Here is a 22,280-nt window from a genome sequence, read left to right on the forward strand (position 1 = left end):
TTAAAGCTCAGAGGGAGATACGCGCTTGGGCAGGACCACCGGGCGGGCATTAGAAAGCCCCTCCACCACGCGGATGACCTGGTTGGAGTAACCGAACTCGTTGTCGTACCAGACGTAGAGCACCAGGTGCTTGCCGGAAGCGATGGTGGCGATGCCATCGACGATGCCGGCATTAGTATTGCCCACGAAGTCGCTAGAGACGACCTCTGGGGAGGCGATGTAGGAAATCTGCTGGCGCAGATCAGAGTGCAGGGAGACGTTACGCAAGAAGTCATTGACCTCATCGCGGTCGACCTCTTGCTCCAGCTCCAAGTTAAGCACCGCCATGGACACATCCGGGGTAGGAACGCGGATGGCGTTACCGGTCAGCTTGCCTTCGAACTCCGGCAGAGCCTTGGCCACAGCCTTGGCGGCACCGGTGGCGGCAAGCACCATGTTCAGGCCAGCGGCGCGGCCGCGGCGCTCGCCCTTGTGGTAGTTATCAATGAGGTTTTGGTCATTGGTAAACGAGTGCGCGGTTTCCACGTGGCCGTGGGCCACGCCGTAGCGGTCATTGATCACCTTGAGCACCGGGGTAATGCCGTTGGTGGTGCACGATGCGGCGGAGAGGATCTTATCGTCATCGGTAATGGCGGAATCGTTGATGCCAAAGACGATGTTTTTGATATCGCCCTTGCCCGGCGCGGTCAGCAGCACGCGGGCCACGCCCTTGGCCTCTAGGTGCTGGGACAGGCCTTCCTTATCGCGCCAAACACCGGTGTTATCCACCAGCACGGCGTTGTTGATGCCGTATTCGGTGTAATCGATCGTGGCTGGGTCGTTGGCGTAGATCATCTGGATCTTGGTGCCATTGGCCCAGATAACCTGTTCTTCCTCGTCCACGCTGATGGTGCCGTTGAAGGCGCCGTGGACGGAATCGCGGCGCAGGAGGCTGGCGCGCTTGATAATGTCCCCTTCGCCCTTATTGCGCACCACAATCGCGCGCAGGCGCACGCCGCCGTAAGCGGCCTCGCGGGCAACAAGGATGCGGGCAAGGAGGCGGCCGATGCGGCCAAAGCCGTACAGCACGACATCGGTTGGGTCGATATCCTCGCCGGCACCGAAGATTTCCGTGAGTTCATCTTCGAGGTAGCGGCGCAGGTCTTCTTCGCCTGACTCTTCAAAGCCCAGGAGGAGGCGTCCGACGTCGATGGACGCGGAGCTTAGGTTCATATCCGCTAACTCGGACAGGATGGGCAGGGTTTCTGCCGTGGAGAGCTGGCGCTGGGCAATGCGGCGTCCGTAGCGGTGGGACTTGATGATGTCGATATCGGTCTGCCCCACCAGCGGGCGGCCGAAGATGGTGGCGACGACGTTGTTATTGCGGTGCAGTTGGTGGATGAGGGGAATCATCTGTTGCGCCAATTCGAGGCGCTCGTTCCAGTCATCATGTCCAATATGTGCGTTCGCAGTCACGAGGCTCCATCCATTTCTATTTCGGGGGTGGCTAGAAATCTTCGCCCCAAATTTTAGCGTGTATCAGTGTTTGTTTTGGCATAGGGAGTCCAGAATGTCTGCGACACTACCCCCGCGGATTTTGGCGGCCGGCTCACCTACGAGGCAGTAGGCTACGGCGTCATCGTGCTGCGCTCGGCGTTCCTTGAGCACGGAATTAAGCATGGGATATACCGGAGGTACATCGGGGTGGGCGCGGGTGTAGTCGGTCTCTAAACCGCGGGCATGGCGCCCCGAAAAGGCGCGGGTGGAGACGGTGGCCCCGCCGCGCTGGAGAAGCTTACGGTTGTAGTCACTGGTTCCGGCTTCTTTACTCAGCAAAAAGGCAGAGCCGCACGACGCGGCGGCCACGCCGGGCAGGCTTAAAACCTGGGTTACCTCTCCTGCCGTGCGCAACCCGCCTGCGGCAATCAGCGAGATGTTTGGTGCGACCGTGTGGACGGCTTCGTGGACGGCGGCGATGAGATCTGGCAGAGGTCGATCATCGGGAAGCGCGGTGCGGTCCCACGTGCCGCGGTGCCCGCCGGCATAAGGGCCCTGTACGCACAGCGCGTCCACTCCCAGTTTGGCGGCGGCGCGGGCCTCATCGGGTGTGGTGACGGTGGTCCAAGCCTCGGCACCCGCGGCGTGGATGCGGGCAAGCTGCGCTGCATCAAAGGTGCCGAACATGGACCACACGACGCGCGCGCCGCCCTGCAACGCCAGCTCGAGCTTGTCGCGGAAGCCGAAGGAATAATCGGGATCCGGTAGCGAGGTGCCTTCGGCCGCGGCCAGGTCCGCGGCGGCGGCCAACTGCTCAGGAGTTAACGGATCCTGCGGGCAAAACAGGTTCGCCCCAAAGGGGATGCCGGCGCAGGCATCAATCTGGCTGCGGGCAGAATCCACGCTGGCAGACCCAAGCCCCAAGGTGCCAAAGGAGCCCGCCGCATGCGCGGCGCGCACCAGATCCACGGTGGTAGGCCCGCCCGCCATGGGCGCTGGCATTACGGTTCGGCGCAAAGATTGAATAACCTTGCTCATAGGAAACCACTGTACCAAGCTAGAAAGGCACATTCGTGGCAGCTTTGACAGATATTATTGCCCGGATTTTCGGCGGTCCCTCGCCAGCGCAGCAGGGGCTGGATCCGTCCGAGTTAGAGGCAGACTGGCTCATTGTTGGCCTGGGCAATCCCGGCGCGAAGTACGCCGCCACGCGCCATAACGTGGGCTATATGGCCGTCGATGATGTGCTTGCCCAAGGCGGCGACGTGCTCGAGCCGGTGCGCGGGATGGACCTCGAGGTGGCCCCGCTGCGCTGGGGTGATACCCGCGCGCTGGCGGTGCGCACGACGACGTTTATGAACCTCTCCGGCGATCCGATTGCCCCGCTGGCGCAGGCTTTGGGCATTGCGGCAGACCACATCATCGTCATCCACGATGAGCTCGATCTGCCGGCCAATAAGATTCGTCTGAAGCAGGGTGGCAATGAAAATGGGCACAACGGGCTGAAGTCGCTCACGCACAACCTGGGCACGCGGGACTATGTGCGCGTGCGCATTGGCATCGCGCGCCCGCCCAAGGGCTCGTCGGTTCCGGATTATGTCTTAGCGCCTGTCGATGCCGGCCCCGGCTTCGATACCGCCATCGCCACCGCCGCCGAAGCTGCCCAGCTCATCGCCACGCAAGGGCTCGTACAAGCCCAAAACCGCATTCACTCACGCTAGGACTGGGAAAATTTCTCCAGCGCCTGCGGGCTGCCGGCGGCGACGATGAAGTCAGTGGGGGCGAGCTGGGTGGCATCGGCAAGCGGGGCCCAAGCACCCTCTGCCTGGCAGACCGAGACCAACTGCACGTGGTAGGTGCGCCAAACCTCGCCCAGATCGAGCGGGCGGCCTGTGACCGAGGAGGGCGCGGCCATCTGCGTCACGCCGTAGTACGGGGCGATCTCAGCAAAGTCGCGGAAGCGCCCGCCCAAGAGGTAGGCCACGCGGCGGCCTGTGTCCCGCTCCGGGCGGATGACGTGGTGGGCGCCAATCTGGCGCAGGATGCGCTCGTGGGCCTCCGAATTCGCCTTGGCCCAAATATCCTTGACCCCCAGCTCCACCAGGTTAGACACAGTGAGGATGGAGGCCTCCAGGTGCGAGCCAATGCCCACGATGACCCGCTCCACCTCGTCGATGCCCAGCTGGCGCAACGCCGCCGGATCGGTGGTATCGGCCGAGATGGCCTCGGTTAAATGCGGCGCTCGTTCGCGCACGATTTTCTCATCGGAATCGATACCGAGAACCTCTACCCCATGGCCCATGAGCTCGCTTGCCAGGGAACAACCAAACCGCCCCAAGCCAATGACGACGACCGGGGCGATGTCGAGGGTGGCGCGGGAGCGGCCCAACGCCTTAAAAATGCTAGCCAATGAAGGGCCTTTCTTCGGGGTAGCTGTAGCGGCGGCTTAAATTCTTTGCCGCCAGCGCTGCTACCAGGGTGGTTGGGCCAACGCGGCCCAGGTACATGATGAAGCACAGCACGATTTGTGAGGGTGCGGACAAGCTGGCGGTAATCCCAGTGGATAGGCCCACTGTGGCGAAGGCGGACATGACCTCGAAGGAGACCTGATCGCCGCTAAATTGCGGATCGAAAAAGCGCAGCGCCGCCACACCGAGGGTCACCACCAGCACGCCGGCGAAGCTCAATGCTAGCGCCTGCCGGGTAACGCTGTGGGGAAGGCTGCGGTGGTAGATCGAGGTCTTTTCCTTGCCCAAGAACTCCGCGGCCATGACGGCTAGCAGCACGCACGCGGTGGTGACCTTGATGCCGCCGGCGGTACCGGCAGAGCCGCCGCCGATGAACATCAACGTATCGGTGCCCATGAGCGTTACCGGGTGAACCTCACCGTAGTCGAAGGTATTAAATCCGGCCGTGCGCGGGGAGACGCTGGCAAAGAACGCGTTGAGGATTTTCTCGCCCCACGACATCGGCGCCAGCACGCCATTCCACTCCGTCAAAGCGAAAAATATCGTGCCGACTACAAGTAGCACGCCGGTGGCCGCCAAGGTCATGCGCGCCGTGATAGAAATGCGGCGCGTCGCCTCCGACCCGCGACGCACGTGGCGCACCAATTCCGCCCAGACCGGAAAACCCAGCCCGCCGCCGATGACCGCCCCGGCCAGCGGCAAGAGGATCCAGGCATCGCCCACAAAGGGCACGAGATTATCGCTATTGGTGCTAAACCCAGCGTTATTAAAGGCCGAGATGGCGTGGAAGATGCCCTCCCATAACGCCCGCGGGAAGGAATGCCCGTAGCCCACCATAAGCCGCGCGGTGACCGCCGCGGCGATAATGCTTTCTACCACCGCGGTAAAGGCGAAGGTAAAAATCAGGGTGCGGCGGATGCCACCGGCGAGGATGGGCCGGCTTTCATAGGCGCCGGTCTTGCGGGCCTTAAAACTAATCCGGCCGGTCAAAAGCAGGCCGGATAGCGAGGCCAGCGACATAATCCCCAAACCACCCAGTTGGATCAGGGCCAAGATGACGACCTGCCCGGCCGGGCTCCAGAAGCTGCCGGTATCGACCACGACCAGGCCGGTCAGTGAGACCGCGGAGGTCGCGGTAAAAAGGGCAGATAAAAACGAGGCGCGGGAATCTCCGGCCTCGGCGAACGGCAGTAAGAGCAGAACCGTTCCTATCAAGATGAGCAGTAGAAACCCGGTGGCGGTTAGCCGCGCTGGTCCCCACTGCCGCAGAAAAAGCAGGCGCTTCACAAGCCGGAAGTATAGACCTGTCCAGCCCCAAGCGGAACTGCTAGGCGGCCCCCAGTGGACAAATATCACGAACGAATGTCGCGGACGGATATCACGTCCGCGGCTAAAATCGGGCCTATGACTTCGCCGTACTCCGCAGCTAGGACCATCGTGATTACCGGGGCATCGTCAGGCATTGGTGCCGCGGCCGCCCGGCAAATTCACCGCACCCGCCCGCAGGATAACCTCGTCATCATCGGCCGCAATCCGGACAAGACCAAGGCCGTTGCTCAGGAAGTAGGCGGGCAGTATTTCCTCGCCGATTTCGAATCGCTGGCCCAGGTCCGCCAGCTGGCCGATGATCTGCAACAACTGGAGCGCATCGATGCCTTGGGCAATAATGGCGGCGGCATTTTCGATGGCCCCACCATGACCGCCGATGGTTTCGAGCGCACGTGGCAAGTCAACGTCGTCGCGCCGTTCCTGCTGACGTCGCTGCTGCAAGAAAAGCTGCGCGATAGTAACGCCACCGTGGTCAACACGGCGTCGTTAGCTAATATGCTGATCTCGAATTTCGATCCGGCAGATCCCAATACGCTGGAGCATTTCAGCCCAGAGCGCGCATACGGCAATGCCAAGCTGGCGGATATCTTGCTCGCCAGGTTTATCGATGCCCACGGCATCAACGCGGTGTCCTTTCACCCGGGCGTTTTAGCCACCGAGTTTGGCAAGTCCTCCAAGGGGCTTACGGGCAAGGTGTACTCCGGGGTCATCGGCAAAGCCTTTGGCACCGCAGAGGCCGGCGGCGAGAACTTGGCCTACTTCCTCACCGGCACCGAGGGCATCCATTTCCAGTCCGGGGAATATTACAATAATAGGCGTTCGCTGGGCCTGCAGCGCCCGATTGCGAAGAACACCTCCGTGGCCCACCGCGTCTTTGAGGATCTGGGCCGCCGCCTCAATGTGGAGTGGTAGCGCGCAAGCACTAGACTATGGCGCATGAGTTCTGTCGCTTTTGAGGCCTCGCGCCGCCGCACGTTCGCCGTTATCGCCCACCCGGATGCCGGTAAGTCCACGCTGACGGAGGCGCTGGCGCTGCACGCGCACGTGATTAATGAGGCCGGCGCGGTCCACGGCAAGGGCAACCGCAAGTCCACCGTGTCTGACTGGATGGACATGGAGAAAAACCGCGGTATCTCCGTGGCCTCGTCCGCGCTGCAGTTTGAATACGCCCCAGAGGGACACGAGGGCGAGCCTTATATGATCAACCTGGTTGATACCCCAGGTCACGCGGACTTTTCGGAGGATACCTACCGCGTGCTTACCGCGGTAGATGCCGCAGTGATGCTTATCGATGCCGCCAAGGGCCTCGAGCCACAGACCCTCAAGCTCTTCCGCGTCTGTAAGGCGCGCGGGCTGCCCATCGTCACGGTGATCAACAAGTGGGACCGCGTGGGCCGCGAGCCGCTCGAGCTCGTTGATGAGATCGTGAACGAAATCCAGCTGCAGCCCACCCCGCTGTACTGGCCAGTGGGCATCGCGGGCGATTTCCGCGGCCTAGCCCACATCAACGACGACGGCGAGGCCGATAATTACATCCACTTCATCCGCACCGCTGGTGGTTCCACCATCGCACCGGAGGAACACTACGATCCGGCGGCTGCAGAAGAAAAGGAAGAGGATGTGTGGGAAACCACGGTGGAAGAAGCCGAGCTGCTTGCAGCCGATGGCGCCCTGCACGATCAAGAGCTCTTTGAGCAGTGCGTGACTTCCCCACTCATCTTCGCCTCGGCCATGTTGAACTTCGGCGTCCACCAAATCCTGGATACCCTGTGCGCTATCGCCCCGGCCCCGCATTCCCGCGAATCCGATCCCAAGGCCGTGGAAGCGGCCACCAGCGCCATCGATGAGGTGCGCGAGGTCGCCGATGACTTTTCCGGCGTCGTCTTCAAGGTGCAGGCGGGCATGGACCAAAAGCACCGCGATAACCTGGCGTTTATGCGCGTGGTCTCCGGCGAATTCGAGCGCGGCATGCAGGTCAACCACGCCCAATCCGGGCGCAGCTTTTCCACCAAGTATGCGCTGACGGTCTTTGGCCGCACCCGCGATACCGTGGATACCGCTTACCCGGGCGATATCGTTGGCCTCGTCAACGCGGGCGCGCTGGCGCCCGGCGACACCATCTACTCCGGCAAAAAGGTGCAGTTTAAGCCCATGCCCCAATTCGCCCCGGAGGCCTTCCGCATCCTGCGCGCGAAATCGCTGGGCAAGTACAAGGCCTTCCGCAAGGGCTTGGAGCAGCTCTCGGCCGAGGGCGTGGTGCAGATCCTGCGCAACGATGAGCGCGGCGATGCCTCCCCGGTCATGGCTGCGGTCGGCCCCATGCAGTTCGAGGTCATGCAGGCCCGCATGGAATTCGAGTACAACGTCGAAACCGTCACCGAGCCCATCCCCTACTCCGTGGCGCGGCGCACCGATGCCGAATCCGCACCGGAGCTCGGCCGCCAGCGCGGCGTGGAGATCTTCACCCGCCAGGACGGCGAGCTCATCGCCCTCTTTGGCGATAAATGGAAGCTCGCCTTCATTGAAAAGGAACACCCAGAGCTCACCATGGAGACGTTGGTCGCGGATTAATAGAGCGGCTGCCCCGTCAGAGCAGCATGACGGGGATGACCAGGATCTTCATGAACTGCGCCACCACAATGGTGGAGGCATAGCCGGTAAGGATGCGGGAATCCGAGCTGGCGCCCGTGGCGTAATTGACCACCGCAGGCTGGCCAAAAAGCCCGGAAATGCCGCCTGAGGTGCGGGTTTCGGATTGCCCCATAAAGCGGCTGGCCACCGCGAAAATCCCGATGATGATAACGGCGATGATCGCGGCCAGCACCATGGACTTTAGCCCCATCCAGGAAAAGGCGGTGGAGACAAAGGCCTCTCCGGAGGACAGGCCCACCGAGGCCAAGAAGATGGCAAGGCCCCACTGCTGGAATGCCGTATTGATCGGGGAGGGAATCTGCCACGGAATGCGGCTGGTGCGGTGCAGGGCGCCAAGGACTAGGCCGGTGATGAGTGGGCCCAGCGCGAAACCGAGCTCGAAGGACGCGCCACCGGGCAGCGGGACGACGATGAGCGAAATGAGGTAGCCAATGGTCAGCCCACCGCCGAGTGCTACCCAGTTAAGCTGCGAGTATGCGGTCACGGAATCGCCAAAGTAATCGCGGACATCGCCCAGGCGGTCATGCTTGACCACGATCTCTAGGTCATCGCCAGATTCCAAGTGAGTCTCGTTGGTGGCAAGGAATTCCTCATCGCCGCGGCGCACCCGCACGATACGCGCGCCGTAGCGCGAAAAGAGGTTGAGCTCCTTGACCTTACGGCCCTCGATATCCCCGTTGGAGATGGCCACGGTCTCATTGACCAGGCGCTTATCCACAAACGGGGTTTGGGGCTGGCGCTTTCCCAGGGCATCGGTAAGCTCCTTGGCCTTTGCCTTGGTCACCAGTACGCGCAGGACATCACCGCGGTGCAGCTCCGGATTATCGCCTGGCACGTCGATATCGCGGCCGCGGCGGATGGTGGCAATGATGAAATGATCCGCGAATTTCTCGCGCAGCTCAGCATAGGAAATATCGCGGGTAACCTTAATCATCCGCGAGCGGAAAATCTTCTCCGCCGAGTGGTCTTGGTCGTTCTGTGCGGGCCAGCTATGCCGCAGGACGAATGCCACAAGGAGGATGGCCACGGCCACGCCGACCGGGTAAGCCAAGGAGTATCCCACGGCGGGCAGTTCCTCGCCGGATTGCTGCTGGGCCACGGCGAGCGATGCCGTGGACGTCGTCGCGCCAGAGAATACGCCGGTTACCGCCAGTGGCGATAGCCCCATGAGGCTGCCGATGCCCAGCGCTGCGGCCGCCGCGGCTATTACCGCCACCGTGGCGAGCAGCATGTGTTTTAGCTGGGTGGAAAAGCCCTTGAAGAAGGCCTCGCCGGCAGAGAGCCCCTGCATATAGATAAAGAGGCCCAAGCCCAGCTCCTGCAAGGAACTGAGGATATTGTCATCCAGATCAATAAAGGATCCGAAGGCTAAGCCGACAAAAAGGGTACCCGCCGCGCCGAAGCGCAGCGGGCCAAAGGGAATCATGCCAAGTAGCGTGCCGAGCACGATCATGAAGAAGATGCTCAGCCAAATATGGCCATCAAAAATCGCTAACACGCTGTGCAATCTTAGGAGCTTGGCGCGATTTAGCTAGCTGATAATGCTTGGCGCTTTGCACCGAATACCGCCATTAGTGCAGCGCACACGGTTATTATTCCTGATGCCGCCAAGAACCAGGAGGGCGATCTCACACCACCGTGCAGAGGTGAGCTAGTCCAGCAGGAATTCCTTCCACTTTGGCCACTCGGCATGGGTTTGTGCCTTGCCTGCCTGGTAATTCGCGCGCAGCTTATCCACGTTGCGTTCGGTGGAGGCCACCTGCATGTCTTCTGGGAAAAACAGCTGCGCCTTGCCCTGGCGCTCTAACTCGAGGAGCCGGTCCTTGGCCGCGTTATAGATGGGTGGGCGGCCAATGAGGGCATCGGCAATAGCGGGGTACTTGCGGAAGATGCGGCGGGTGATCGCCGGGCGCGCAACCTCAGGGCGGACATACCCGCGCGGCTTGGAGCCGATAAAGAGGAATTTCTCGTAGCCGGCTTCTTCCGCCTGCTCGATGGTAATGCCGCCGGATGAGCCCAGGGCACCGTCCACATAGGGTGAGCCACCGATGACGCGGATCGGCATAAGCAGCGGCAGCGTGGACGAGGCGCGCACCCGCACGTACAAGTCCTCTGGTTCCTTCACGTCCTCGCGGGTCCAATACACGGATTCGCCGGTATCGGCCCGCGCGGCGGCGAGCACCATATCCGCTGGGTGCTTGCGGTACGCGTCCCAGTCAAACGGCATATCTTTATCCGCGGAGCGCTCATAGATATATTCCGCGTTGAAATAGCCATTGCCGCGCACCAGCGAGCCCACGCCACCGAAGCTGGGGTTATTGACAAAATCCGTGAAGGATTCCTCCGCGCGCTTGGCATCGTGCGAGAGGTAATTGACCGTGTGGGAGGCGCCAGCTGAGACCCCGCCTACCCATCCAAAGGTGACGTTTTCCTGGATGAGTTTGACTATGCAGGCGGCGGTATAGGAATTGCGCATCCCGCCACCTTCGATCACGAGGGCGGTGTTGCTGGCATCAATCATGGTCTCCCATAGTACGCGCGGCGATGTTACAGCGGTCAACCCGCTACCTGGCTGCGCGGCTAGACTTAAGGGCTATGGGATTATTGGATGCTCTTGCCAAGCTCACCGGGAATGGGGCGCCGCAGTTGGCGCGGCCCGATTCCGCGGCGACGACCGTGCAGGTGGACCGGCTGGATATTAGGACCGCCGGCCAGCTCATCATCATTATCACCGGCCGGCAGGGCGCGCGGGCCCTTGATGAGCTCGCCGCCTCGCGCGAGTCCGCGACCCTCATCTCCCCCACCACCACGGCGCATTTCCCCGCCGTGAAGACGGACGTGCTGCCGGTCAAAGACCCCAAGCACGGCTGGATCATCCCCATCACGCCAACGCTGGCGGGCGCGCTTTCCCAGGCCGAGCTTGCGGGTGCTCCGCTTGCCGATGCCCCAGCTTCCAGCGAGTACGAGCTATCCCCCAGCCTCGCGGTGGTGGTGGAATAATGCCCATCTATTCCTTTCAAGGCAAGCGCCCGCGCATCCACCGCAGCGCCTGGATCGCGCCGAATGCCACGATCATTGGTGACGTGGAAATCGGCCCGGATTCTTCCGTGTTTTATGGCTGCGTGCTGCGCGGTGATGTCGGCCCCATCCGTATTGGCAGCCGGTGCAATATTCAGGACAATAGCGTTGTCCACGTGGAGCGGGCGGCGCCGTGCGTCCTTGAAGACGATGTCACGGTAGGCCACATGGCCATGCTCCACGGCACCCATGTGGGCGCTGGCAGCCTGGTGGGCATGTCCGCTACCCTACTGTCTCACTCCACCATCGGGCCCGGTTCGCTCATCGCCGCCGGCGCGGTGGTGCGCGAGGGCGCGGATATCCCGGCGCGTTCCTTGGCCGCCGGCGTCCCGGCTACCGTGCGCCGCGCGCTTTCCGCCGAGCAATCCGCGGCGTTTATCCCGCACGCCGCGCGCTACGTGGACATAGCTAAGCAGCAATCCGGCACCGAACTGACGCTGGATGATGTTTACTTTGACTAGCGCATCCTTATAGGTTCACGACACCCATGATGATGAGGAAGGCGGCGACGACATAGCCGCTGATGAGCGCGACCCGCGTGCTGTTTTCGCGCGCCGCCGCAAAGACTCGGCCCGCAGCTGAGTCTGGGTGGGCGCGCACCACGGCAATAAAGAGTCCGCACACCACCGGCAGGGAAAGAGCCAGGGTGGCGTACCACAGCAGGCCGCCGTATTGGGCGGCGAGCGACAGATCCTCGGTGGCCAAGAACATAAGGCCGAAATAAAACGGCACGGAGGTCAGCGATTGGACCACGCCCATCACAAAGCCGATGAGCACGGTGACGAAAGAGGGCGTGCGCAGCGGCTGCAGCATGCGCCCGATCAAGGCATTGGGTTTTCCTTGGGAATGCCAGGCGGCGAAGGCCAGGGCGATACCGACGATGATGAGGATGCCGCCGGCAATCGGTGACTCCAAGATGGCCGCGATCTGCTCGCGCACGCCCAACAGGACGAACATGACCACGGCAGCGGCGGTAAGAACTCCCAACCAATCGCCCAGGATGACCAGGCCTGCGATCCAGCGGTACTTCCCGCGCGGGAGCATGATGCCGATGGCCACAAGGATGCCAATGAGCAAGGCATTGACCGAATCCAAGAGGGCGAAACTTACCGCGTGAATCATGCGCGATAGTCTACCTATCCTTCCCGCCACCCTGTGCTCTCTGGCCGCGCGTGGGTTATAGGTCACACTAAAGAGCTACTATGCCCATCTGCACCTTATTTTGCGCCATATGTGCAGGATTGCATAGACTATGCACGATTTTAGAAGCAGCGCCCACCTCTCTCACTCGTAAAGGAGATCGCCCATGTCCAGATTCCTCTACCGGCTGGGAAGCTGGTCCTACCGCACGGTATGGCCCTTCCTCGCCTTCTGGCTCATCGTCCTGGTGGCAATGGTCGTCCTCACCGCCGGCTTTGCCAAGACCCCGAACCCCAACTTCGCCATGCCGGAGATGGACTCCACCACCACTCAAGAAGAGATGATGGAGCACTTCGATCAAGACACCGATGCCATGAGTGCCCCGGAGGGCACCGTGGTCATCCAGGCCCCTGAGGGCAAGGAGCTGAGCGATGATGCCGTTGCCGGGGACATCGACAAGCTGCTCCAGGACCTCAAGGACACCGGTGCGCTGAAGAACGAGGATGAGCTGGTCAGCCCGGTCCTCACCGCCGCCGGCATGGAAAAGCAGATGGGCGAGCAGATGCGGGCCCAGGGCATGCCCGAAGAGCAGGTTGCGAAGAACCTGCAGCAGCTGTCCCCGCTGAGCGAGGATAAGACCACCGGCACCGTCACCATCGCCTTCGATGCCAAGGACGTCATGGACATCAATGATGAAGATATGGCTGCGGTCACGGATGTCCTGCACCAGCACGACGGCGAAGGCCTTTCCGTTAAGTACCAGGGCAATGCCTTCGCGATGGCCGATGCCGGCATGAATGGCAGCGCCGAACTCATCGGCATGGTGGTTGCCGCCATCGTGCTGCTGGTGACCTTCGGCTCCTTCGTAGCTGCCGGCATGCCGCTAATTTCCGCCGTCATCGGCGTGGGCATTGGCATCCTCGGCGTGCAGCTGGCCACCATCTTTACCGATACCGTCTCCGATATGACCCCGACGCTGGCCTCCATGATCGGCCTGGCCGTGGGCATCGACTATGCCCTATTCATTGTCAACCGCTTCCGCAATGAACTCATCACCTCCTCCGGCCTGAATAACCTGACGCCCAAGGAACTGGCCAAGGAGCTGAAGAAGATGGAGAAGGGCACCCGCGCCCACGCCATGGGCATGGCGCTGGGCACCGCCGGCGGCTCCGTCGTCTTTGCCGGTACCACCGTGGTCATCGCGCTGGCAGCCCTGACCATTATCGGCATCCCATTCCTGTCCACCATGGCTATCGCCGCCGCGGGCACCGTGGTCATCGCCGTGCTAGTGGCCAATACCTTTATCCCCGCGGTGCTGGGCCTGCTGGGCACCAAGATCTTCGCCGGGCGCGTGCCCGGCCCCAAGGTTCCAGATCCCGAGGACGAGAAGCCAACCATGGGCCTGCGCTGGGTCCGCCGCGTGCGCGCCCACCCGTGGCTGCACCTTGGCGTGGGCGTTATCGTGCTTGCCATCCTCGCCATTCCCTTTGCGAATATGCGCCTGGCCATGCCCACCGATGGCTCCGCCAAACCTGGCACCCCGCAGCGCGAGGCCTACGAGATGTCCGCAGAGGCCTTTGGCCCCGGCCGCAATGCCCCAATGATCGCCTTTGTGAACGTGGAGGGCGTCTCCGAGCAAGACCGCATGCCGGCCTTCCAAGATCTGCTCCACAAGTTCAACGACACCGAAGGCGTGGACAACGCCCAAATCGTCCAAACCACGGATAACGGTGATGCCGCCCAGATCATGATTACGCCGACGACAGGTGCAACCGATGAGGAAACCACCGAGACCTTGGAGCGCCTGCGCGAGTACCAGGGCGAGTTTTCTAAGGACGGCGGCTCCTACGGCATTACCGGCATCACCCCGATCTTCGACGATATTTCTGAGCGCCTCAATAGCGTTCTTGTTCCCTATGTGGCCATCGTCTTAGGCCTTGCCTTCATCGTGTTGATGCTGGTCTTCCGCTCCATCTGGGTTCCGCTCATTGCCGCCGCGGGCTACGGGCTGTCAGTGGCCGCCACCTTCGGAATCACCGTTGGAATCTGGCAAGAGGGCATGTTCGGCCTCGTCAACGATCCGCAGCCGCTGCTGTCCTTCCTGCCCATCATGCTCATCGGCCTGACCTTTGGCCTGGCCATGGACTACCAGGTCTTCTTGGTCACCCGCATGCGCGAGGGTTACGTCAGCGGCAAGACCGCCGCCAACGCGACCTCGAATGGCTTTAAGCACGGCGCGCGCGTGGTCACGGCAGCAGCGCTCATCATGATTTCGGTCTTTGCGGCGTTTATCCTGATGGACGAGCCATTCATTAAGACCATGGGCTTTGCCCTGGCTATGGGCGTGCTTATCGATGCCTTCGTTATCCGCATGATGGTCATCCCCGCCACCATGTTCCTCCTAGGAGACAAGGCGTGGTGGTTCCCCAAGTGGTTGAATAAGATCGTGCCTAATATGGATATCGAGGGCGAGGCCCTGCACAAGGAACGCGAGGCGCTCCTGCACTTCCAGCACGACAAGGTAGGAAAGGTTCATCGTGACTAGTTTGCGCGAATCCAAGAAGCGAGCAACGCGCCAGGCCATGTCCGATGCCGCGGCCCGCCTCGCCTTGGATGGCGGCGCTGAGGCAGTCACGGTCTCGGGCATTACCAGCGCCGTCGGCGTCTCCCCGCGCACGTTCCACAATTATTTTTCCTCGGTGGCCGATTCCCTCTTGCACTACACCGCGGATGTCCTCGAGGCATTCGCGGCGGATATTCCCACCGCCTTTCCCGGCGAGCCCATCTCTTCGGTCTTGGAATTAACGCTCATTGATGCCCTCGACAACGAATACATGGAGCTGCGCTCGCTGCACAGTCTGTTCAAAATCGGTGAGGCGATGGAAAACCTCAGCCACACCGCTGAGGAAAAGAAGAAATTCGATAGCGTCACTCACAGGATCATCGCTGCTTTTCAAGAGCGCTACCCCGAATATTCGACCTTCGAGCTCACCGTCATCTTGAACGCGTGCGGCAGCACCGGCAATGCCTGCCAGCAAGAGCTGAAAAGGCGCTGCGAAGGTGGCAAGCCCCCTAACAAGCAGGAACGCGATGAGTTGGTGCACCACGCCTTTGCCACCCTGCGCGGCCTTGCCTGAGGTTTCAGTATCCTCGTAAGCAATTATGGATACTTCGAATTCGCTTGCCCAGGCCACCCGCGATGCCTGCTTTATTCAGGCGGGCCTTGATGCCGCCTTCCGGGCCCGCCTGGGCGATACCACCGATGTGGAATTTAATTTCCTCACCCCCTCGACGGATGCCGAGGGCCGCCTTAACCACAATCAGCCTGTGGAGATCCGCTGCAGCTCATCCTCCGGCGTCAAAGACTTCCAGGGCACGCGCATCGCCGTCATCGATCGCGCCGGCTCGCCCACCTGGCGGTGGGCGATGCAGGCGGAAACCGATCTGCCGCAGGGCGGGGATGACCCGGCTAAGTTTATCCCCCTCGCCCGCCTCCTGGCAGGCAATGCCCCGGTGCTGCGGGCGCGGCAAGGCGATCATGAGGCGATCATCGCCGTGGATTTCCATCCGCGGCTCGACTTTCCCACCAGCATTGCCGCGGGGCTTCGCCGCAGCTCGCCAGATACTGATGAGCGGCGCGCGGTGCACGAACTCGCCCACCACTTGGGCATTACGGTCGCGGAATCTGCCGCGGATGCTGCTACGGAGACCGCCGAGCATTTCTCCGAGGGAACGACGCTGCATTTTTCTAGCGCACTGGGCGCACCCCAAATCACGGCCATCGAGCCGGGCATGAAGGCTACTCGCATCATCGAGGATGCCTTTTATTACGGCATGGAGCACCAGCTGTACTTCCAGGGCAATTTCCCCGAGGCCACGGTGCACCTCGATCTGGACGGTGCCACGGCGAAGATCCGCCACTCTGGCGGGAAAGACGAGGCCACGGCGGTGCTCATCGCCACCATTTCGGAGGATCAATTCCTGTGGTCCTGGGCCGATCCCGCGGTCAAGGACACCGCGGCCGCGCACTCGGCAGCCAACCTGTACCGCTTCGGCATCGATCACCGGGTACCGGCGTTGATCCGGCCCGCGCTGCCGCTGGACTACGCGCGCGCCCGGCAGGTACCGCAGCTAGCCCTGCCCATCCTGGGCATGTGGACGCTGGTGAGCACCACGCTTGCCGATGGCCGCGTCGGCCTCGCCCTCCTCGATTCCGAGGCGCTGCATCTGCCGCAGCCCACGTCAGCGGCCACGGAAGCAACGCTCGCGGCGACCCCGCCCCGAGAGATCAACGAGGCGCAGGCCCGATCGGCCTACGCCTCCTTCCGTGGGATTAACCTTTAGCTAATACGTCGCGGATAGCGTCTACATCCACCTCCGCGACGCTTGCGGGGTTAAATGCCGCGTCATTGGATTTATCCACCAATACCGCGCGCACGCCATCGGAAAAGTCATCGCGGCGATACATATAAGCGCCGAGTTTCTTTTCCAGCTCGAGGGCATCGCGAATGCTCGAGCACTGCGCCTCTGCCCGGTAGAGCTCCAGCGCGGCCACGATGGAGGTTGGGCAGGCCTGCGCGATGAGCTTTTCTACCAGCTCCTTTAGTTCCGGGTATTCCTTAGCGGCCGCGGTGATGTCCTGCCAGGAATCGTGGCGGAAGCTAGCCTCGATTCCCTCGATGAGCTCTGCAAGTGGGGCCTCGTCTTCCGGCTGCACGGAGTGCTGTTCCAGCGCGGCATCAATGCCTTTGTCAATGACGTCGTTAGCAAACGCATCGCCGTCTTTGACGTAGTCAGTGGCCAGCCCGCTCCATACGAGGTCTGCGGCGTACATGCGGTAGCCGGTAATGCCCCAGAACTTCGCGAGTTCTGGCGAGGCCTTGCCGCGCGTACCCACGGCATTTTGGGAGGCATAGGCCATACCCACATCCGTGACGTAGCCAATATTCATCTCGGGCATGGAGGCGAAGGTCTTGTCCGTGACCACGCAGTGCGAGCCGTGCGCGGATACGCCAAGCCCGCCGCCCATAGCGATGCCATCGACCAGCGCGATGACCGGCTTGGGGTATTCCGCAATATCCCCGTTGAGGGTGTATTCCGAGGCAAAGAAGTCATCCACCTCGTCGTAGTTGCCGTCGACGATGCCATCGCGGGCCAAGCGGACATCGCCGCCCGCGCAATAGGCCTTGGGGTTGGTAGAGGTCAAAAGGACCTGCTCTACCTCGTCATCGGCACGCCACTTATCCAAGGCAGCGGCGATGAGATCGATCATTTCTGGGCTCAGGGAGTTGAGAGCCTTTGGGCGGTTGAGCTCAATGACTCCGGTATGGTTGCGGATTGAGGACACGATAGGTGCATCATTAGTCATATCCTCTATTGTGACACACAACTCATATACCTAGCTACCGTTTGCGACTTCACAGATAGGTCTTAATTTTGCTTCCACAGCTTATCGCCCTAGACATGGACGGCACCCTGCTCGATGGAAACGGCGACTTGCCGCCAGGATTCACGGCGACCAGCCAGCGCGCAACCGAGCTTGGCGTCACCCTCGTTCCGGCATCTGGGCGCCAGATCGCCACCCTGCAACAGATGTTTCCCCATGAAGAGACCTTTATTGCAGAAAATGGCTCCGTGGTCGTGCACAATAACGAGCTGCTGAGCACAACTCCCCTGCCGTCATCGGCCGTCCGCGCTGCGGTGGCAGCGCTCGACGCGGTAACCCAACCCCACACCGTGGTGCTGTGCACGCCGGCTACGGCGTTTGTGGAAAGGGGCATCGACGGCCAAGCCTCCGCCGAGATCTCCAAATACTATAAATCCATCAGCTGGGTGGATGACCTGCACGATCTGCTCGATGAGGAGATCATCAAAATCGCGGCCTTCTGCGCCGATGGTAGCGAGAAACACCTCCACGATCCGCTGCGCGAGGCTGTGCCCGAACATAATATTGCGGTATCTGGGGCGGTGTGGCTCGATGTGATGGCGGCCGGGGTCAATAAGGGCGTGGCGCTAGAAACCATGGCGTCGCTGCTAGGTATCCCCCAATCTCGCACCGCAGCGTTTGGAGACTTCCTCAACGATTTCGAACTACTCCAGGCCGCTGGAACCGCCATTGCCATGGACAATGCGCACCCTAAACTCAAGGCCATCGCAGATACCATCGCCCCACCCAATACCGAGTATGGGGTGCTGACAGTGCTTAATCAGCTTTTTGCCAGCAAACAGGATTAGACTCTTTTCTTTCAGCATCTATCCGTAAGATATTGCCAATTTCCCGCGCCACGCCGTGCTCTCTACTTTGAGTAATGGCGCTGCTCGCGGTCTAAAATTGGCCGATTAGTACATTTTCGTAGTGCAATGGGAGTTCATGTGAATCGTTTTCTGCGCTCGCTGCTGGGGAAGAAAGATTCCGAGCGTAATGAGGCCACGCCGCCCACGACGCGGCAATCAGATGGGCCTACAGGTGATTCCTCCACTGGGGCTTCCACGCCTGAATCCGGTATCCCTACGGGGCCGGATCCACATGCCCGCAATAATCACGAGGGGCGCACGGAACACCAGCCGCCCACCTCGAACGCACAGGACGGCACTAAATCCTCGCAGACACAGCCCACGGATCCTACCCGTGGGTTCGCTCGCCAATCCCGCCAGGTGGGTAACCCCACGCCTCAAGACAAAAAGCCTTCCCGAAACCAGGGCGCACAGACCCCCAAATCCGCTGCGGCCAAAGGCTCTGCCCAAGACAAGCAGAATAATTCTGCCCAGAAGAAGACCGGAGCAAAGCCACACCAGCAGGTAAAGCCGGCCACGCCCAAGAATCCACAGAAACCGCAGCCATCAGCCGCCGAAACGAAGGAATTTCCCGCCAGCCCCGCCGGTACTTCCCGCGCGTCCGGGACCTCTGGCGCCTCTCGAACGTCCACTCCCGCCGGTTCCAAGAATTCTTCCCGCTCCAATAACTCCGCTGGCACTCCTCGGCCTTCCGACGCCAACCGGTCCACCGGCTCTGCGAAATCCTCCGACTCCACCCGGACTTCTGGCGCTACTCGGTCCACCGAAACCGATCGGCCCACCGGCACCGGCTCCGCGAAGCCTTCCGACAATACTAAGAACTCCGCGCAGGGAACCGCGGAATTTCCTGCCCAGCAGTCGTGGCCTGCCCAAAGGCCAGAGCAGCGCAAGCCCGAACAACACAAGCCTGAGCAAAGCAAAGCCCAGCCGCGCAAGCCGGAGCAGCGTAAGCCAGAGCAACGAACATCTGGGCAGCAACAACCTGTTCAGCGTGAGCAGGAGCAGCGTCAGCAGGAACAGCGCCAACCGGAGCAGCAGGCATCCGGAGCCGGGCGTCAGAAAGCAGAGCAGCGCAAGCCTGCGCAAAAGTCTGCCTCTGCGCAAGAACAAAAATCAGGGATTCCTGCTGGGCAAAAGGCCGCCGCTATGGGGGCTTCTCAGCCCCAGCGCATTCCTGCCGAAGAGAACGCGCGAGAACAACAGCCTGCAGCCGATCACTTTGCAGAGAAGTCATCTTCGCAGGGCAAGCAGGGCGCCAATAAATCGAAATATGCCTTGCAGAATCAACAAAACGACTCTGAAGTACTCGCAATACCGCCAGAGGATAAAAACGTGCGCAAGAAGCGGCACGCGCGGCTACGCCAAGTCAAGGGCCTTGATGGCCTGCGCGGCCTAGCCGTTGTCGCTGTGGTCTTATACCACTTTTTCGGTGACGCCCTACCCGGCGGCTACTTGGGCGTGGACATGTTCTTTGTCCTCTCTGGCTTCCTTATTACATCGCTCCTCGTGCGCGAATACCGCACATCCGGGACGATTAGCCTGAAGGACTTTTGGGTCCGACGCTTTAGGCGCATCCTGCCGGCTGCCGTCACCGTGCTCGTTTTCTGTACGGCAATCGTTGCGTGGGTTGGCGGAGATTTGGCCGTCGGCCTGCGTCAGCAATTCTTCGGCACCCTGTTCTTTGTCAATAACTGGACGCAGATTGCCACCTCGCAATCCTATTTTGCTGATAACGAGATCCAGGTATTCGCCCACTACTGGTCACTCGCCGTAGAAGAGCAGTTCTACCTCATTTGGCCGCTGCTCATGCTGGGTATTTTCCGCATCTCATCGCGCCAGCCGCGCCGCCTTCCAGTCGTGGTCTCCAGCGTGCTGGGGCTTGCCTCTTTCGCGGCCATGTGGTTTATCTTCACCCCAGGCGAAGACCCCACCCGCGTGTACTACGGCACGGATACCCACGCATTCGGCCTGTTGACCGGTGCAGTCCTCTCCTTGTTAATGACCTCTACGAAGTCCGATCCCAACGCGGATTCCTGGGCCACCACCGGCAAGGTAGAAACCCGCGCCGCCGGCATCATTGGCTTCTTGGCGCTTATCGGCTACGTTGCGCAGCTATTCCTCATGCCTGACGACGCCGAATTTACCTACCGCGGCGGCCTTTTCCTTACCAGCATCCTTGGTGCCCTCATGGTGTGGGGCGTCATCCACGAGTATGGCCCGATGACGCCGCTGTTTAGGACCAAGGTCATGCGATGGTTCGGTCAGCGTTCCTTCTCGCTGTACCTCTGGCACTGGCCGGTCATCATGATCTTGGAGGCGCTATTCCACGGCAATCAGAACTCTGAGGACTCCTGGATTCTAGGCTTGATCGCCATCCCCATCTCCCTGATCCTCTCAGAGATCTCTTATCAATTCATCGAGAACCCTTTCCGCCGCGGCGGATACAAGAAGACGTGGAAGAGCTACTGGGCCTCGCGCCCGAGCTTCAGCGAACTCAAGGATGGCTTTGGCAAGGCCATGTGGCCAGTGGTCCCATTCTTGGTTGTCGCCTCTCTGGTTGGTGTTGTCTACGGCGTGGTCAATTCCAGCGACAAGACCGAGTTGGAGCAGCAACTCAACCAGCTCCAGCAGCAAAACGAAAGCAATAACCCACCTCCACCGGAGGTATCCGCTCCGTCGACAGCATCGACTGAAGACGATAAAGACGGGGCGAAGGAAAAGGATGACGCCAAGACCCGCCCCATCCCGAAGGGAACGGACATTACCGCGATCGGTGATTCGGTGATGCTGGCGGCTAGTGATGCCCTCAGCCAACGGTTCCCTGGCATTTATATCGATGCCCAGGAATCCCGCCACTACACGGTGGGTATCCAAATCCTTCAGCAAATGAAGGATGCCGGTACGTTGCGCGATACCGTATTCTTGGGATTCGGTACCAACGGCGCCGCCCAGCCAAATCAAATCAGCCAGGCCATGGACATCATCGGCAAAGACCATACCGTGGTAATGGTGGTTCCCTACGGTGACCGCGAGTGGATGGCGCAGTCCCAGCAGGACGTCATCGACGCCGCCAAGGAATACGACAATGCCTATATCGCTGACTGGTGTGGCTACGCCGAAAATAATCCGGACATGCTCTACTCCGATGGCGTCCACCCGCTTCCCGAAGGCGCCACCGGCTATTCCGACGCCTTCTACGACGCTCTGAAGCAATATTCCAAATACGACAAAAGCGTGTCCTCACAATGCCAGGCTTAACAGAGAGCGCGGCGGTAGGCAGTTAGCGCATGTGCGCCGGCTTCCTACCCTGGCCCCTTCCTCGCCCGCCCTTCGCGCTCGCGGGGTGGTTCGATCTCACCGGGCGGGTTCCCCGCCCGTGACCGTGAAGAGCGGGGTTAAAAGTTCTGACTCGTAGGTGAACGCATAAATGAAGACCGCACCCATAGTTCACATGAGTGCGGTCTTTAGTATTAGGCAGCGAGATTAATCGACGGCGAACTCGCCCATCTTGTCCCAACCGGTGCGTCCATCGATGTGGACGTTGATGATGTCTGGGGTCTCTACGAGGTACTTGGGGAATTCGTCGCAGGCGCGCTTGAAGTGCTCGCCCTGAACGTGCTCTACGTCCTTACCATCAGCGTAGGACTCGAGCAGCAGGAAGCGCTGAGAATCTTCCGGATCGCGGTACCACTTGAAGTCGATGCAGCCAGACTCGGCGTTGCAAGCCTCGGTGTACCAGTTGATCTCATCAAGGAAGGTATCGGCGTATTCAGGCTTTACGCGGAACTGTACGTTAATCAAAATCATGCCCCCGATTCTACCAATGATGTGTCCACTACGTCA

General features: G+C 61.0%; 19 protein-coding genes. 10 read left to right on the plus strand and 9 right to left on the minus strand.

What is annotated here, in order from left to right; translation table 11 throughout:
• Together QP908_RS05120 and QP908_RS05125 are read right to left on the minus strand one after the other, a co-directional pair.
• Positions 1 to 1,455, minus strand: a complete 1,455-nt coding sequence (locus QP908_RS05120; RefSeq protein WP_284771800.1) for a glyceraldehyde-3-phosphate dehydrogenase — start codon at positions 1,453 to 1,455, stop codon at positions 1 to 3.
• Between the two features lie 63 nt (positions 1,456 to 1,518).
• Positions 1,519 to 2,514, minus strand: a complete 996-nt coding sequence (locus QP908_RS05125; RefSeq protein WP_239269148.1) for a nitronate monooxygenase — start codon at positions 2,512 to 2,514, stop codon at positions 1,519 to 1,521.
• Positions 2,515 to 2,549: 35 nt separating this feature from the next.
• Here QP908_RS05125 and pth point away from each other — a divergent pair, with 35 nt between their 5' ends.
• Entirely contained in the window at positions 2,550 to 3,197 is a 648-nt protein-coding gene (pth, locus tag QP908_RS05130; RefSeq protein WP_239269149.1) for an aminoacyl-tRNA hydrolase, read from the plus strand.
• On the opposite strand, the gene QP908_RS05135 is transcribed toward pth, so the two are convergent.
• Together QP908_RS05135 and QP908_RS05140 are read right to left on the minus strand one after the other, a co-directional pair.
• On the minus strand, positions 3,194 to 3,886 hold the full coding sequence (locus tag QP908_RS05135) for a potassium channel family protein (RefSeq protein WP_239269150.1): 693 nt from the start codon (positions 3,884 to 3,886) through the stop codon (positions 3,194 to 3,196). The two genes, pth and QP908_RS05135, sit on opposite strands and share 4 nt — an antisense overlap.
• Positions 3,879 to 5,231 (minus strand): TrkH family potassium uptake protein, encoded by a 1,353-nt coding sequence (locus QP908_RS05140; RefSeq protein WP_239269151.1) that lies wholly within the window; start codon positions 5,229 to 5,231, stop codon positions 3,879 to 3,881. Before QP908_RS05140 ends, QP908_RS05135 begins: the two co-directional genes overlap by 8 nt.
• A 117-nt stretch (positions 5,232 to 5,348) precedes the next feature.
• On the opposite strand from QP908_RS05140, the gene QP908_RS05145 reads away from it, so the two are divergent.
• Together QP908_RS05145 and QP908_RS05150 are read left to right on the plus strand one after the other, a co-directional pair.
• A complete protein-coding gene (locus QP908_RS05145) occupies positions 5,349 to 6,185 on the plus strand; it encodes an SDR family NAD(P)-dependent oxidoreductase (protein ID WP_239269152.1) in 837 nt (278 codons plus the stop codon).
• A gap of 24 nt (positions 6,186 to 6,209) precedes the next feature.
• Entirely contained in the window at positions 6,210 to 7,844 is a 1,635-nt protein-coding gene (locus tag QP908_RS05150; RefSeq protein ID WP_239269153.1) for a peptide chain release factor 3, read from the plus strand.
• Positions 7,845 to 7,860: 16 nt separating this feature from the next.
• On the opposite strand, the gene QP908_RS05155 is transcribed toward QP908_RS05150, so the two are convergent.
• Entirely contained in the window at positions 7,861 to 9,423 is a 1,563-nt protein-coding gene (locus QP908_RS05155; protein ID WP_239269154.1) for an aspartate-alanine antiporter-like transporter, read from the minus strand.
• Between the two features lie 153 nt (positions 9,424 to 9,576).
• Positions 9,577 to 10,446: a patatin-like phospholipase family protein gene (locus QP908_RS05160; RefSeq protein ID WP_239269155.1), complete on the minus strand. Its 870-nt coding sequence runs from the start codon at positions 10,444 to 10,446 to the stop codon at positions 9,577 to 9,579.
• 74 nt (positions 10,447 to 10,520) lie between these two features.
• Here QP908_RS05160 and QP908_RS05165 point away from each other — a divergent pair, with 74 nt between their 5' ends.
• On the plus strand, positions 10,521 to 10,925 hold the full coding sequence (locus tag QP908_RS05165) for a hypothetical protein (protein WP_239269156.1): 405 nt from the start codon (positions 10,521 to 10,523) through the stop codon (positions 10,923 to 10,925).
• A complete protein-coding gene (locus tag QP908_RS05170) occupies positions 10,925 to 11,464 on the plus strand; it encodes a gamma carbonic anhydrase family protein (RefSeq protein ID WP_239269157.1) in 540 nt (179 codons plus the stop codon). Before QP908_RS05165 ends, QP908_RS05170 begins: the two co-directional genes overlap by 1 nt.
• Before the next feature lie 7 nt (positions 11,465 to 11,471).
• Here the strand turns inward: QP908_RS05170 and QP908_RS05175 are convergent, their stop codons facing one another.
• A complete protein-coding gene (locus QP908_RS05175; protein ID WP_239269158.1) occupies positions 11,472 to 12,125 on the minus strand; it encodes a hypothetical protein in 654 nt (217 codons plus the stop codon).
• A gap of 184 nt (positions 12,126 to 12,309) precedes the next feature.
• Here QP908_RS05175 and QP908_RS05180 point away from each other — a divergent pair, with 184 nt between their 5' ends.
• From QP908_RS05180 to QP908_RS05190, 3 genes are read left to right on the plus strand one after another with little or no spacing between them, the layout of a single operon-like run.
• Positions 12,310 to 14,688 (plus strand): MMPL family transporter, encoded by a 2,379-nt coding sequence (locus QP908_RS05180; protein ID WP_239269159.1) that lies wholly within the window; start codon positions 12,310 to 12,312, stop codon positions 14,686 to 14,688.
• A complete protein-coding gene (locus tag QP908_RS05185; protein ID WP_284771801.1) occupies positions 14,681 to 15,280 on the plus strand; it encodes a TetR/AcrR family transcriptional regulator in 600 nt (199 codons plus the stop codon). Before QP908_RS05180 ends, QP908_RS05185 begins: the two co-directional genes overlap by 8 nt.
• Before the next feature lie 25 nt (positions 15,281 to 15,305).
• On the plus strand, positions 15,306 to 16,487 hold the full coding sequence (locus tag QP908_RS05190) for a DUF6882 domain-containing protein (RefSeq protein WP_284771802.1): 1,182 nt from the start codon (positions 15,306 to 15,308) through the stop codon (positions 16,485 to 16,487).
• Here the strand turns inward: QP908_RS05190 and QP908_RS05195 are convergent.
• The gene (locus QP908_RS05195) at positions 16,477 to 17,511 is read right to left on the minus strand and encodes a 3-hydroxyisobutyryl-CoA hydrolase (protein ID WP_239269162.1); all 1,035 of its coding nucleotides are present in this window, start codon (positions 17,509 to 17,511) and stop codon (positions 16,477 to 16,479) included. The two genes, QP908_RS05190 and QP908_RS05195, sit on opposite strands and share 11 nt — an antisense overlap.
• Positions 17,512 to 17,579: 68 nt before the next feature.
• Between QP908_RS05195 and QP908_RS05200 the strand changes: the two genes are divergently transcribed.
• Both QP908_RS05200 and QP908_RS05205 read left to right on the plus strand, forming a co-directional pair.
• On the plus strand, positions 17,580 to 18,377 hold the full coding sequence (locus tag QP908_RS05200; RefSeq protein ID WP_239269163.1) for an HAD family hydrolase: 798 nt from the start codon (positions 17,580 to 17,582) through the stop codon (positions 18,375 to 18,377).
• Between the two features lie 138 nt (positions 18,378 to 18,515).
• Positions 18,516 to 21,695: an acyltransferase family protein gene (locus tag QP908_RS05205; protein WP_284771803.1), complete on the plus strand. Its 3,180-nt coding sequence runs from the start codon at positions 18,516 to 18,518 to the stop codon at positions 21,693 to 21,695.
• A 225-nt stretch (positions 21,696 to 21,920) separates the two neighbouring features.
• On the opposite strand, the gene QP908_RS05210 is transcribed toward QP908_RS05205, so the two are convergent.
• Positions 21,921 to 22,244 (minus strand): putative quinol monooxygenase, encoded by a 324-nt coding sequence (locus QP908_RS05210; protein ID WP_239269165.1) that lies wholly within the window; start codon positions 22,242 to 22,244, stop codon positions 21,921 to 21,923.
• Positions 22,245 to 22,280 lie beyond the last annotated feature (36 nt).

Origin of the sequence: Corynebacterium sp. MSK204, from assembly GCF_030229885.1 — a bacterium.
GTDB lineage: Bacteria > Actinomycetota > Actinomycetes > Mycobacteriales > Mycobacteriaceae > Corynebacterium.

Coding starts and splice junctions, on each gene's coding strand:
- QP908_RS05145 (WP_239269152.1), top strand. CDS start 5,349: ATGACTTCGCCGTACTCCGCAGCTAGGACCATCGTGATTACCGGGGCA.
- QP908_RS05150 (WP_239269153.1), top strand. CDS start 6,210: ATGAGTTCTGTCGCTTTTGAGGCCTCGCGCCGCCGCACGTTCGCCGTT.
- QP908_RS05180 (WP_239269159.1), top strand. CDS start 12,310: ATGTCCAGATTCCTCTACCGGCTGGGAAGCTGGTCCTACCGCACGGTA.
- QP908_RS05170 (WP_239269157.1), top strand. CDS start 10,925: ATGCCCATCTATTCCTTTCAAGGCAAGCGCCCGCGCATCCACCGCAGC.
- QP908_RS05160 (WP_239269155.1), bottom strand. CDS start 10,446: ATGATTGATGCCAGCAACACCGCCCTCGTGATCGAAGGTGGCGGGATG.
- QP908_RS05210 (WP_239269165.1), bottom strand. CDS start 22,244: ATGATTTTGATTAACGTACAGTTCCGCGTAAAGCCTGAATACGCCGAT.
- QP908_RS05175 (WP_239269158.1), bottom strand. CDS start 12,125: ATGATTCACGCGGTAAGTTTCGCCCTCTTGGATTCGGTCAATGCCTTG.
- QP908_RS05125 (WP_239269148.1), bottom strand. CDS start 2,514: ATGAGCAAGGTTATTCAATCTTTGCGCCGAACCGTAATGCCAGCGCCC.
- QP908_RS05165 (WP_239269156.1), top strand. CDS start 10,521: ATGGGATTATTGGATGCTCTTGCCAAGCTCACCGGGAATGGGGCGCCG.
- QP908_RS05195 (WP_239269162.1), bottom strand. CDS start 17,511: ATGACTAATGATGCACCTATCGTGTCCTCAATCCGCAACCATACCGGA.
- QP908_RS05190 (WP_284771802.1), top strand. CDS start 15,306: ATGGATACTTCGAATTCGCTTGCCCAGGCCACCCGCGATGCCTGCTTT.